This is a genomic window from Chryseobacterium sp. Mn2064, assembly GCF_049319685.1.
Lineage (GTDB): Bacteria > Bacteroidota > Bacteroidia > Flavobacteriales > Weeksellaceae > Chryseobacterium.
The window spans coordinates 200911-213583 of record NZ_JBMOUE010000003.1 but is presented as its reverse complement, the minus strand read 5'-3'; the positions used below and the strand labels follow the sequence as shown (position 1 = coordinate 213583).

Sequence of the window (12673 nt, the reverse complement as noted above, 5' to 3'; positions counted from 1 at the left end):
TTTTGTGGGGCTATTTTTAGATACTTCTTTTAATCGCTACAGCCATTTTTCATAAACCATTCTTACCGGTCTGTATCCTTGTGATGCGAGCCAGCGTTGCATTGTATCATTATTGCAAAGGGTAAAGCGATAAATTTTTCTGATATTCTGATGAGAATACATTTCTTCAAAAGCTTTGTTGAGCGCGGAGTAAATTCCCTGCTTTCTGAACTCCTTCTTTACATATCCTTCCGATACATATAGATCATTCCCCTCTCCAAGTTCAAAATTGCTGTCATCCCTTTCATCGATATATCCGAAGAGAAAACCAATGGCTTTTCCGTCAATTTCGGCAATTAAAAATGAACCTTCATTTTCTTCTTCACATTCTGCCATAAAGTTTAAATAGTTTTCCCGGATTTGGCTCCAGTCAGCAGTTCTATCATTCATTTCCTTTTCAGAGACGTGAAGTTCACCTACCAATTTATCCACAATAGGAAGATGGTCTGAAATTTTTATTTTTTTGATGGAATAACTCATCATATTTTTATTTAAAGGATTGAGAATTGTAGTTTTCTGTTTTTCATTATTTCCCTCTCAACGGGCTTCCGTACCAGGACGTGTTATCGGATAAAACTTCTCCTTTCATGACAAGGGAAAGAGCATTGATATTAACGTTATTTCCAATCTCACTGTCGTAGAGAATAATGGTTCTTGAATTGATCGTAGTTTGACTTCCAATGGTGACACTTCCTACTTTCATGATTCTGTCTTCAAAAAGGTGAGTCTGAGGGCCACAGTCTTCATTCAGCATAGTCTCATCTCCAATAGATACCATATCGAATTCAGTAATATCGGTCGTGTTTAACCATACTCTTTTCCCGATTTTTACTCCAAGGAACCTCATAAAGAACGGCAGCCAGAATGTTCCCCGAAGAAAATCAAGGAAAAATTGTACGGGAAGAGCTTCGTAGATCGTGGTAATCCCTTCACTTAGCCATACTTTCATACTGTACATAGGCATTTCTGTTTTTTTATATTTTCCGACAAATACCCATTTTAAAATAACTGTGAAAAAGAAAGAAGGAAGCGCAACTATTCCTAAATAATAAAGCGGAGCTAAAAGTACAAGATAATGAAGTCTGCCCTCAAGATAAGGACTTGTATAAGCAATGAACAAAACGCTACAGATAATAACTACCGTTTGAGGTAGAATAATTCTGATTCCCTCCACAATGGCTCTGGCCAGTTTGAGACGGAAAGACGGATTGTAGGTAAGACTATCTTTGAATGAATCAGATTTTTGTCTGGATGGCAGTCCAATAGGAGGGGAGCCAAACCAGTCCTTTTCCGATGAATGGCTGAGTTGTTCTTCAGATGGAGCTTTACTTAATACTCCGATCAGCATATTATCTCCCAATTCATAACCTTGCGGAATAAGGCCGCTGTTTCCTACAAAGCTGTTGCTTCCTATGGTAGTTTTGGATAAAATCAACTTTTCATTTCTTACATCGTGTTCACCAAGAATCACCGCGTCTGCAATGAAAGATCCTTCCCCGATCTCTAAAAGATGGTGAGAAACGTCGCTGGCAGTAGAGATCTCTGAGTTTTTACCTACTTTGGCACCCATCATTCTGTAGAATTTACTGATGTAGATAGAGGCAAAAAGCGGATGTACAATAATAAGTGACAGATTGAAAATCTGATCCTTTATCCATTTTTTATAATACGTAAAACTGTAGACAGGGTAGATTCCCGGCTTCATATTGTATTGTAAAATTCTGGTCAATACACTCACAACTCCTATAAACAATAAGATGTAAACCGTAGAAAGTATGGGAGCTTGCCACAAATAATAAAAATTATAATCTGCTGAACGGTCATCCAGATAGTAAAGCGTATAAAGGGTTGGCGCTAAAGGTAAAACAATAAGAAGAGGAAAGAAAAATAACGAACATGCGTACAAAAAGGCAAACCTGTTTCTTTTAGCCGCAGAAGCCAATTGAGGAACCTTAAGTTCTTCTCCGGATTTCACTCTTACTTTTTCAGCGGGGCTGCCATTCCATACTTCTCCAAAACCTATTCTTTTTCCTTCATTAAGGCAGCTTAGATCCTGAAGTTCTCCAAATTTTTCAATAACCGTATCTCCGCATACGATAACAGAAGACCCTAAATAAGCGTGAGCCTTAATATGTACCTTTCTGATTCTTAAAACACCATTTTCCACAGAGGCATTATCGATACTGCAACCGGAACTGGTATTCACATTTTCATCAATTGTTACCAGATCTTCAGCAGCAATAGGAAGTAAACTTAATTGGGCGCTTGGATGTACTTTTACTCCCAGAAGTTTTAGATATTTTGGATATAAAGGGGTTTCTACAATAAACTCAGAAGGCATTAATCTTTTAATCGTTTTCCATAGCCACCATCTGAAATAATACCATCCCCAAAGTGGGTAATCTCCCTCTTTTATTTTTCCGATAACCAGCCATTTGGTCAACAGAATAATCGTAGAATATACTGGAGGAATCAATGTATACAATAAGAAGGCACTTAATAGTGCATAATGCAGCCCATATCCATTAAGCTGAAAATAATAATAGCTCAGATAAGGAAAAAATATCTGAATACTCAATAAGCCAAAAACAACAAGAAGACTTATCGTTTGGGCAATATTACATGCGATGTACTGCAACGTAGAAACCCGTTGAAAAGGTTCCTGATGTGATGTTTGCTGAGTGTTTTTATTTTTTAAACATTCAGAATAAGCCGATAAAGGGCGGTTTTCATAGATTTCTTTCAATGAAGCTGTCGGAATTCCTGCTTTTTGACGAAGATGTGAAACCAATGTAGCGGCTAATAATGAATGCCCTCCCAGATCTGTAAAGAAGTCCTGGGTAAGATTGATTTCTTTTCCGGGAAATACCCATTTTAAAGTTTGAATGAGTTTTTCCTCGGTTGGCGCATTGGGATCTATATGTATTTCTTCATTTTTCTCATGAATGGTGAAGCTTTCCGGTAATGGAAGTCTCTTTCTGTCGATCTTACCACTTGGCATTCTCGGCATTTCCTTCATTTGAACAATCGAAATGGGAACCATGTAAGGCGCCAGAAATTTAGCGAGCTCTTTTCGCATTTCATTTTCATTGAATGAGGAATCATTGCTCATTACAACATATCCTACCAACTGTCCCTGTTCGTTAGAATCTTCCTTTACTGCAACCGCAGCAGAAGAAACATCCTGAAGCTGGTTCAGCCGGGTTTCTATTTCGCCAAGCTCTATTCTGTATCCACGGAGTTTAATTTGGTCGTCTATTCTTCCCTGAAATTCAATAAATCCATCCTCCCGTATAATAACGGCATCACCGGTTTTATAAATCGTATCGCCCGGCATTTCTTCAAAAGGATTGGGAAGGAACTTCTGTTCTGTAAGCTGGGGAAGATTAAAATACCCATGGCTTACACCAGGGCCGGAGATGATCATTTCACCTCTTTCTCCCCGTGGAACAATACTCATGTTTTCATCAACAATCGCAATATGATAATTAGGAAGTGGCGGCCCAATAGTCAGCTCATCCTGGCTGGTTAAAATTGCCATATTGGAAGATACTGTAGTTTCTGTAGGTCCGTAGCTGTTAATAAATGTTCTGTAGGATTTTGCCCATTTTTCCTGAACTTGTTTGGTGCAGGCTTCCCCTCCTGTATTGATGAACCTGATTGCAGGAACTTCGTCAATAATAGCTAAAATACTTGGTACAGCATGAAGAACGGTAATTTTGTTGTGTGTTAAAACTTCACTCAACTCATCTATTGCTTTTACCGTAGTAGCATCTGCAATCCAAATAGTGGCTCCGGCAAACAAGCTGATCCAAACTTCCTCACACCACATATCAAATGATACCGAAAACCCCTGATAGACAGTGTCCGTATCTCGTATTCCTATAAAATCCTGTTCAGAACGAATCAAATGGCAGATATTTCTGTGGGAAATAGGGATGCCCTTAGGATTTCCCGTACTTCCTGAAGTAAATAATACGTACGCCCAATCATCAGGGTTGGAAGGGAATGCAGGAAGAGAAACGCTATCTTGTGGCTGAGAAGGTATTTCTATGGGTTGACAATGGATGTGCGCATCCGTGTCAGAAAAATAGGTTTTTACTTGGATGTCTGTAAAAACTTTTTTTATTCTGTCTTCGGGCATTTCACGATCCAGAGGAATGTAGGCTGCCCCAGCTTTTAAAATTCCAAGTATGGCAACAGGAAGCTCGAGGCTTCTGGGATACCATACTCCTACACGGTCTCCAGGCTGTACACCCTGGTTTTGGAGTTCTAAGGCAATGGCATTGCTCCAGCTGTCGAGTTCAGCATAGGAAATCTTTTTATCTTTAAATATAAAAGCTGTTTTATCTTTATATTTTTCAAAAATGGGAACTAATAATTCAGGCAGAGTTTCATTTTTTATCAGCTCTGGACTGACTTTTCCTAAAATCAGGCTTTTCATCACGTTAAATAGTTAAAATGTAGGTTAGGGAAAACTTTATAAATATACTTTATTTCTCTTCATGGCCAATCTTTCATTTCGTTTTTTAGTTGTAATTTTGCAGGAATTAATATCAATTAACTGAAATTAAAAAAAAATAAAATTTTCATGCTTACTATTTTATCGCAAAACTTCTCTCTTGTTAATGAATGGATCAACGAACTTCGAAACGTTAATGTCCAGCATGACCGAATGAGATTCAGAAGAAATATGGAAAGAATCGGAGAGATTGCTGCTTTTGAAATCAGTAAAGGACTGGAGTATAGAGAGGTGGAAATTCAAACTCCATTAGATACCATCCAAAGCAGAGAAATTGCAGTACAGCCGGTTATTACCACTATTTTGAGAGCTGGAGTTCCTTTATTTGAAGGGATTCTGAATTATCTGGACAGAGCCGACTGTGGTTTTGTTGCTGCCTATAGAAAACACGATGCCAATGATTACTTCTCTATTAAGCAGGACTATCTTACTTGTCCAAGTATTGAAGGAAGACCTTTGATCGTAGCAGATCCAATGTTGGCGACAGGAGCTTCTTTAATTGAAGCAATTAAAGACTTGTTGACGAACGGAAATCCAACTCAGCTTCATATTGTAGCAGCTATTGCTTCAAGACAAGGGGTAGAGACTGTTCAGAATGCTTATCCTGATGCTTATATCTGGGTAGGAGCTATAGATGAAGATCTTACCTCGAAAGGATATATTACTCCAGGATTGGGAGATGCCGGAGATTTAAGCTACGGAGAAAAACTTCAACGATAATTTTAAGAGAGATTCCAGAAATCTTTCATTACATCTAATAATAAACTTGGTCGTACTTTATCCATCGGATGCTTTGTATTTGGGAGTACGGCCAATTTTGCATTAGGAAGGTTTCTATAAACATCCATACTTTCTTCAATGGTCACCATATTATCCTGATCTCCCACCATGATCTGAACCGGGATCTGAATCTCCGTTAAATTATTTTTTAAAGGTGGGTTTTTACCTAAGTCAACCATAAGATCGGCAATAGCGGGAAGAAGTTGTTTCCATTTTTGTCCATGCTGAGATTCTAAAAGCTGAGCATACTTTGGAACTTTTTCAAGAATGGCATCAGGGTTCAGCATTTTGCTTTCCTTCAAGGCTTGCTCCTCAGTCCAGTCAAATTTTGTTCCCAGAGTGATGATGGAATTTATATTTTCCGGATTTTTCATAGCATAGCAAAGAGCTACGTAGCCACCCATGCTGTGACCGAAAAGAAAAACATCCGTTAAATTATTCTCCTTGCAGTATAAAGTAAGCTCTTCAGTATATTTTTCTGTATTAATACCTTCTGCCGGAATCTCCGTCTCACCATGTCCTGAAAATAAGGGAGTGTGTACTGTAAAGTACTGTGATAGTGTTCCTAAATAGGGATTGAAAATGTCACTGTGACCTAAAGCTCCATGTAATAAGATCAGATTTGGCATATGGTATTTCGTTTTTGGAAAATTAGCAAAAAGAATTGAATGGTGAAAGAGTAAAATGTCAAGAAAGTCACTATTTTTAAGCATCTACAGCCATTACAAGTATGCTGACTCTATTATCTCCTGCATTCAAAAGTTCCCATGCAATAGAAGAAACGGTGTTTCCTGTTGTGAAAACATCATCAATAAGTAAAATATTTTTACCCGAAATACTTTCTGTGACCGAAAATGGATTCTCAGTCTCAGCACGATGTTTTTTATCTTTCAATGCCTGGGCTTTCGAATAATGATTTCTTTTGATGAGGTTATGATTAAAGGGAATTTTATAAAAAGAAGCTAAAGTTTCTGTGAATAAATGAAGCTGATTGTATCCTCTCTCTTTAAGTTTCTTAGGATGTAGAGGGACGCTTACCATAAGATCTGGCTTTTCATCTTTAAAGTCCAATCGTTCTGTTGTCCAGTTAGCTAAAATTTTCCCGGTTTTTTCACGGCTTTTGTATTTCAGTTCGTGGATGATTTTTCTGGTCAGACTTTCTTTTTCAAACTGAAATAAAGAAAAAGCATTTTCAACGGGAAAAAGCAGATTGCATTTTTCTTTTACTGGGTTATTTTCAGAATAATGATAATGGGTAAAACGAATCTGGCTAAAACAAATATCACAGACAAGAAGTTCAGAATCTATAATCCTGTTGCAATGAATGCACCGGTTGGGAAACAATAAATCTAATATCATTGATGTGTTTTTTACTAAGTTATGAAATCCTTTCTTTAATCAAAAGATAAAAATTGAAAACTGAGCATTTTTGATGTCTGATTTCACTGGATCTCAACTTAATAATCAACAATTGTATTGATTATACTCAATTTCCAATCTCTTTTCTGATTTTTTCAATCGAACTCTTCATGCTCAGGTTGAAATGTTCTTTTTCCAGACGTACAGGTGATGCTTGTCTTACTTCACAGTCAGCAATACTGCAGGATTCACAAGTTACTCCTACATTAATGGTTTTTAAAGATGGAGATTTGATGAAACTGATCTTTTTTATCGTCTGCGTATTCAGTAAAATCCCAAGACAGTAGCTTCTGTTACTTCCATCAGAAAAAGGATTTTTTTGAGAGGTAGAAATCACCAGATAACTCACTCCCTGATCCTTGTAATGGGAAATCTGAGCATCCGTCAGCGTTTCATTTTCCTTTAAATGATGAAGGTTCCTTACAGCAATCCATCTTCTGCAATAATGTTCGTTCATCGCATTGGCATGAGGAGCTTGCTGATGATTGAGGTGTAATTCTTTTAAAATCTGTATTTTATCCGAGTCTTTCTTTTTTACTAAACATAAATAAAACAGATCCTTAATACCCATTTCGGCAGAAAGAATATTAGTGAGGCGGTAATAAAACGTTTCAGGCGAATGAGTGAAACTATTGATTAAGCTTTCAAAATTTTTAGGCTCCCATTGATTTTGGCGGAAAAATTCTGAAGTGTTTTCAATAACGGGTTCCTTAGAAATGAGTAATGCTCCGGCAAAATAAGAGGCGTAAAAATTATTCAGAATTTCTTCAAAACTTTCAAAATCAAGCCATGAATAGGTATTGGGCCGGTTTTTTAACTCTAAAACATTAAACCCTATTTCCTTGGCTAAAATAAAAGTTTTCTGATCTTTTTCCAGTTTTTTATTCAGAAGCAATAGATTTTTTTCTGGAATAAAAAGAGATCGTAGATGGTCCAGTGTTCCATACTTTTCAAAATCTTCCGATTGAATGGTGTAGCTGAACTTCTCTGTTAAAATTTTTTCAAGAATATCAGATTTTAAATTTTTGTCAACCTGCAATTCATTTTCTTGAATAAACAGGGTTACTTTTTCTTCAATTTCAGGAAAGTAATTGTCATATAACTCTTGAAATGACCGCAGTACCGCAAAGTAAAATCTTTCTTTTCCAAGATTATAATTCTGGGAAATTTCAATCAGTGCATTGATAAAAGCAGTTACCTTTTTCGGGGCATCACTGATAATACTGATGAGATTATTTTTGTTAATTCCAAACAGTTCTAAAGGGATTTCCTTGAAAAAATCTGATTGTAAAATTTCATTAAAAGGAGCCAGACTTTTATCAAGTTTTGTAGAAACCAAATCGTCAAAAGTACAATTCAGAGCTTCTGAAAGTTGGATGATTTTATCATGTTTCGGGTATTTTTTTCCGTTTTCAATTTCATTGAGGTAAGATTTTGATAATCCGGTTTTTACAGCAAGATCCTGCAAAGACCAGTTTTTCTTTTGCCTCTGTTGTTTCAGCTTCAGTCCGAAAACCGTTTTGATAAAGTCGCTTTCTGAATTCATTGCTCAAATATAAAAATTTAGATGCGATTATTCGCATAATAATTTTTAAATAAATTTAGCGAACGTTCGCTATTTGTGAAAATTTTTATTTATGTTTGTAATGTAAATTCACAAAATCAACAAGTTATGGAAACCAAAATTCAGCTAAGGATAAAGGCTCAAAAGCATTTTGAAGAAATATTTACTCCTGATTTGATAGAATTTCTCATTGCACTTCATGAGAATTTTAATCATAAAAGACTTGACCTTTTAAAAGAAAGAAGAAAAAAGCAGGAGGAGTTTGATCAGGGAATACTTCCGAGGTTTTTAAAAGAAAAGGAAGAGATTAGAAATCGAAATTGGGTTTGTGCAAAGCTTCCGGAAGACTTATTAGACCGAAGAGTGGAAATTACTGGCCCTGTTGACCGAAAAATGATTATCAATGCTTTGAATTCCGGCGCATCTACTTTTATGGCAGATTTGGAAGACAGTAGCTCGCCTACATGGGAAAACTGTATGGAAGGTCAGATTAACCTCTCCGATGCAGTCAACAGAACGATTGATTTTGTGAATGAAAAAGGTAAAGCTTATACTCTCAACGAAAAAACAGCAGTTTTGTTAGTTCGCCCAAGAGGATTGCACCTTCCCGAAAAACATATTGAGATTAATGGTGAAGAAACCTCAGGATCTCTGATAGACTTTGGGATGTATTTTTTCAGAAATGTAAAACAACTGTTGGAAAATGGAAGTGGTCCTTACTTTTATCTTCCCAAATTAGAACATTATGAAGAAGCCCGATGGTGGAATGATGTTTTCGTTTTTGCTCAAAATTACCTTGATATAGAAAAAGGAACTATAAAAGCGACTGTTTTAATAGAAACCATCACTGCTTCATTTCAGATTGATGAAATTTTATTTGAATTAAAAGATCACAGCGCAGGATTGAATTGTGGAAGATGGGATTATATTTTTTCGTTTATTAAAAAATTCAGAAACCTTCCCGAATTTATTGTGCCGGACAGAGATCAGGTGAGTATGACTTCTCCGTTTATGAGTGCTTATTCAAAAAGGGTTATCGAGATATGTCACCAACGAAATGTTCATGCTATTGGCGGAATGGCAGCACAAATTCCGGTAAAAGATGATGAAGAAGCCAATAATATAGCTTTTGAAAAAGTAAAAAATGACAAAGAAAGGGAAGTGAAAAATGGTCATGACGGAACCTGGGTAGCACATCCGGCATTGGTTTCGGTAGCAAAAAATATTTTTGATCAATATATGCCCTCAAAAAATCAGATCGATAAAAAATTTGAATACCATATAAAAGAAAGTGATCTGCTGGAAATTCCAAAAGGAAATATTACAGAAAAAGGAGTCCGAAAAAACATTAATGTAGGAATACTCTACCTTGAAAGCTGGCTGATGGGAACAGGTGCTGCTGCTATTTATAATCTCATGGAAGACGCTGCTACAGCCGAGATTTCAAGAACTCAGATCTGGCAATGGTTGAGAAATGAAGCTATTTTAAGTGATGACAGAACACTTACCAGAAATATGATTCTTCAATGGGAAGCTGAAGAGATGGATTATATTGAAAAGTATGTGGGAGAAACGAGATTCAGAAATGGAAAGTTCAATTTGGCAAAAGAACTTTTCAATGAATTGATCTTCTGCGAAAACTTTGAAGAATTTCTAACCCTTAAAGCTTATCCCTTTATTTAAAAGGAAATAACCTTTACTAAATACAATTCAGTATTCTATAATCAAACAAAATCCAAATATTATGAAAACAAGACAAGAACAAATCCAGGATCTGGAGAAAGATTGGCTGACCAATCCACGTTGGAACGGCATAAAAAGACCTTATACTGCGGAAGACGTTTTAAAACTTCGCGGTTCATATACAATAGAATATACTATCGCTACAGAGATGTCCAAAAAATTCTGGAATAAGCTCAATGCTCAGGATTATGTGGCAGGACTTGGTGCTCTTACCGGTAATCAGGCCGTTCAGGAAGTAGACGCAGGTCTGGAAGCGATTTATCTTTCAGGCTGGCAGGTGGCTGCAGATGCTAACCTATCAGGTGAAATGTATCCCGATCAGTCATTGTATCCTGCGAATTCAGTGCCTTCTGTGGTGAAGAAAATCAATAATGCTTTATTAAGAGCAGATCAGGTGCAATCAGTAAGCGGAACCGGAGATCGGGAGTATCTTGTTCCTATTATTGCGGATGCTGAAGCAGGTTTTGGAGGTAATTTAAACGCTTTCGAACTGATGAAGCAAATGATTGAGGCGGGAGCAGCAGCTGTACATTTTGAAGATCAGCTTTCTTCAGCTAAAAAATGTGGGCATTTAGGTGGAAAAGTTTTGGTTCCCACGCAGGAAGCTATTAATAAACTCATTGCTGCCCGTTTGGCTGCTGACGTATTGAACGTTCCAAGTCTGATTATAGCAAGAACAGATGCCGATGCGGCTGACTTACTTACATCAGATATCGACGACAGAGATAAAAAATTTATAACAGGAGAAAGAACTTCGGAAGGTTTTTATGTAGTAAAAAATGGGGTAGAGCAGGGAATCGATAGAGGATTATCTTATGCTCCTTACGCAGATCTCATCTGGATGGAAACTTCAAACCCGGATCTTAAACAGGCAAAACGTTTTGCAGAAGGTATTCATGCTAAATTCCCAGGAAAAATGCTTGCCTACAACTGCTCGCCGTCATTTAACTGGGCTGCAAGACTGAGCGTTGAAGAAATGTCTATCTTCCGCGAAGAATTGGCCAAAATGGGATACAAGTTCCAGTTTATTACATTGGCAGGGTTCCATGCTTTAAATACAGCAATGTTTGAGTTGGCTCTGGCTTATAAAGAAAGAGGAATGGCTGGGTATTCTGAACTGCAGGAGCGTGAGTTTGCTTTGCAGGAAAAAGGTTTCAGAGCCGTGAAACACCAGTCTTTTGTTGGAACCGGATATTTTGATGAAGTTCAGAATATTGTTACAAATGGTTCCTCAGCTACCGTTGCGATGAAAGATTCTACAGAAACAGCACAGTTCCATTAGTCATTTTTCCATATTTTTTTGATGTAAAGCCTTTCTCTGCTTTTTGAGGAAGGTTTTATTTCATAAAAAAATGAGCTGATTTTTTTAGAGAATTCAAGTCGTTTTTGAATGGAATCTCTATTTTAACAGAGCTTAAACAAGATCGATCATAACTAACGAAAATTTGTTTTATATTTGGCAACGAAAAAAAACAACGGTTTTTGAAAAAACTATATTAAAAATGAAGCTAATTAAAGGACTTTTTATTGCAGCAGGATTAACATTAACGGCGCACGCTGCAAATGCGCAACAGAAAATCGGAAGTGTAAACTCTGATGATATTTTTGCCAATTTATCTGAAGTAAAAACAGTAGGCGCTACCATTGATAATCTGACTAAAACAAGACAGACTGAGATTGAAAAACTGATCAGCGATTATCAGACTAAACTGAAAGCAGCACAGGATAAAGAAAAAACACTGAGTGAAGCTAATAAAGAAGCGGTAACGAAAGAACTTATCGCAGCGCAAACAGAACTGCAGGCTCTTGGTAAGAAAATTGAAGATACAAGAACTCAGGCTGCTAAAGATATTTCAGCAAAGCAAAATGAATTATTCAGCCCTCTACAGCAAAAAGTAAAAGCGGCTATCTCTGCAGTAGCTAAAGAAAGAAACTTAAACTTCGTTTTTGATGTTTCTTCTCCGGATAGCAACAATCTGATCTACACAGATGGTAGTGAAGATATTACAGCTCAGGTAAAAACAAAATTAGGAGCTTCAGCAACGGCATCTAAGCCAGCTGCAAAAAAATAATCTATTCAATATTAAATAGATAACAGCGGAATCTGATCAAATCAGGTTCCGTTTTTGTTTATAAATAGGCGATTGGGCAATGAAGCAGAGAAAGTTTTATTACATTTGAGTAAACTTTCAGAAGAATGAATTTAATGTATGAAAAGCAGATCAAGGTAACAGAAGAGCATATTGACCAAAATAATCATGTCAATAATGTTCAGTATGTTCATTGGGTTGAAGAAGTGGCTGCGGAACACTGGGATCTTTTGAAACAGAAAACGGAATATGTAAATGATGCCTGGATGCTTCTTGATCATCATATACAGTATAAAAAACAGGCGTATTTGGGGGATATCATTACGGTGAAAACGTATCCTCAATCACCTGAAGGAGCAAAACAGCCCAGAAAAGTTGAGTTTTACTGTAATGATCAGCTATTAGTAGATTCAAGTACATTATGGGTGTTGTTTGATCCGTTCACCAAAAAAATTAAAAGATTGGAGAAAGATTGGCTTGATAAGTTTTGAGTAGAGAAGAAGTTTTCTTTCTAAA

10 protein-coding genes are annotated in these 12673 nt (G+C 36.8%); 5 read left to right on the top strand and 5 right to left on the bottom strand.

Annotated elements, in window-relative coordinates; translation table 11 throughout:
* Nucleotides 1-36: 36 nt before the first annotated feature.
* Nucleotides 37-519, bottom strand: coding sequence for a GNAT family N-acetyltransferase (locus tag ACL9RH_RS13520; RefSeq protein ID WP_422693897.1), 483 nt, complete (start codon nt 517-519; stop codon nt 37-39).
* Nucleotides 520-565: 46 nt separating this feature from the next.
* Nucleotides 566-4483, bottom strand: a complete 3918-nt coding sequence (locus ACL9RH_RS13515; protein ID WP_422693896.1) for a Pls/PosA family non-ribosomal peptide synthetase — start codon at nt 4481-4483, stop codon at nt 566-568.
* A 147-nt stretch (nt 4484-4630) separates the two neighbouring features.
* Here ACL9RH_RS13515 and upp point away from each other — a divergent pair, with 147 nt between their 5' ends.
* The gene (upp, locus tag ACL9RH_RS13510; protein ID WP_422693895.1) at nt 4631-5281 is read left to right on the top strand and encodes a uracil phosphoribosyltransferase; all 651 of its coding nucleotides are present in this window, start codon (nt 4631-4633) and stop codon (nt 5279-5281) included.
* Between the two features lie 2 nt (nt 5282-5283).
* Here the strand turns inward: upp and ACL9RH_RS13505 are convergent, their stop codons facing one another.
* The 3 genes from ACL9RH_RS13505 to ACL9RH_RS13495 form a co-directional block, all read right to left on the bottom strand.
* Nucleotides 5284-5970, bottom strand: a complete 687-nt coding sequence (locus ACL9RH_RS13505) for an alpha/beta fold hydrolase (protein ID WP_422693894.1) — start codon at nt 5968-5970, stop codon at nt 5284-5286.
* Between the two features lie 76 nt (nt 5971-6046).
* Nucleotides 6047-6700: a ComF family protein gene (locus ACL9RH_RS13500; RefSeq protein WP_422693893.1), complete on the bottom strand. Its 654-nt coding sequence runs from the start codon at nt 6698-6700 to the stop codon at nt 6047-6049.
* A gap of 127 nt (nt 6701-6827) precedes the next feature.
* Nucleotides 6828-8306 (bottom strand): helix-turn-helix domain-containing protein, encoded by a 1479-nt coding sequence (locus tag ACL9RH_RS13495; protein WP_422693892.1) that lies wholly within the window; start codon nt 8304-8306, stop codon nt 6828-6830.
* A 126-nt stretch (nt 8307-8432) separates the two neighbouring features.
* Between ACL9RH_RS13495 and aceB the strand changes: the two genes are divergently transcribed.
* From aceB to ACL9RH_RS13475, 4 genes are all read left to right on the top strand, one after another.
* Nucleotides 8433-10007: a malate synthase A gene (aceB, locus tag ACL9RH_RS13490; protein ID WP_422693891.1), complete on the top strand. Its 1575-nt coding sequence runs from the start codon at nt 8433-8435 to the stop codon at nt 10005-10007.
* Nucleotides 10008-10068: 61 nt separating this feature from the next.
* Nucleotides 10069-11349, top strand: coding sequence for an isocitrate lyase (gene aceA, locus ACL9RH_RS13485; protein ID WP_422693890.1), 1281 nt, complete (start codon nt 10069-10071; stop codon nt 11347-11349).
* Nucleotides 11350-11569: 220 nt separating this feature from the next.
* Nucleotides 11570-12139, top strand: a complete 570-nt coding sequence (locus tag ACL9RH_RS13480; RefSeq protein ID WP_422693889.1) for an OmpH family outer membrane protein — start codon at nt 11570-11572, stop codon at nt 12137-12139.
* A 125-nt stretch (nt 12140-12264) separates the two neighbouring features.
* The gene (locus ACL9RH_RS13475) at nt 12265-12648 is read left to right on the top strand and encodes an acyl-CoA thioesterase (protein WP_422693888.1); all 384 of its coding nucleotides are present in this window, start codon (nt 12265-12267) and stop codon (nt 12646-12648) included.
* The last annotated feature ends 25 nt before the right edge of the window (nt 12649-12673 follow it).

Excerpts from the sequence above, each read along its gene's own strand:
- ACL9RH_RS13480 (WP_422693889.1), top strand. The coding sequence starts at position 11,570 with ATGAAGCTAATTAAAGGACTTTTTATTGCAGCAGGATTAACATTAACG.
- ACL9RH_RS13505 (WP_422693894.1), bottom strand. The coding sequence starts at position 5,970 with ATGCCAAATCTGATCTTATTACATGGAGCTTTAGGTCACAGTGACATT.
- aceA (WP_422693890.1), top strand. The coding sequence starts at position 10,069 with ATGAAAACAAGACAAGAACAAATCCAGGATCTGGAGAAAGATTGGCTG.
- ACL9RH_RS13500 (WP_422693893.1), bottom strand. The coding sequence starts at position 6,700 with ATGATATTAGATTTATTGTTTCCCAACCGGTGCATTCATTGCAACAGG.
- aceB (WP_422693891.1), top strand. The coding sequence starts at position 8,433 with ATGGAAACCAAAATTCAGCTAAGGATAAAGGCTCAAAAGCATTTTGAA.
- ACL9RH_RS13520 (WP_422693897.1), bottom strand. The coding sequence starts at position 519 with ATGAGTTATTCCATCAAAAAAATAAAAATTTCAGACCATCTTCCTATT.
- ACL9RH_RS13475 (WP_422693888.1), top strand. The coding sequence starts at position 12,265 with ATGAATTTAATGTATGAAAAGCAGATCAAGGTAACAGAAGAGCATATT.
- upp (WP_422693895.1), top strand. The coding sequence starts at position 4,631 with ATGCTTACTATTTTATCGCAAAACTTCTCTCTTGTTAATGAATGGATC.
- ACL9RH_RS13495 (WP_422693892.1), bottom strand. The coding sequence starts at position 8,306 with ATGAATTCAGAAAGCGACTTTATCAAAACGGTTTTCGGACTGAAGCTG.
- ACL9RH_RS13515 (WP_422693896.1), bottom strand. The coding sequence starts at position 4,483 with ATGAAAAGCCTGATTTTAGGAAAAGTCAGTCCAGAGCTGATAAAAAAT.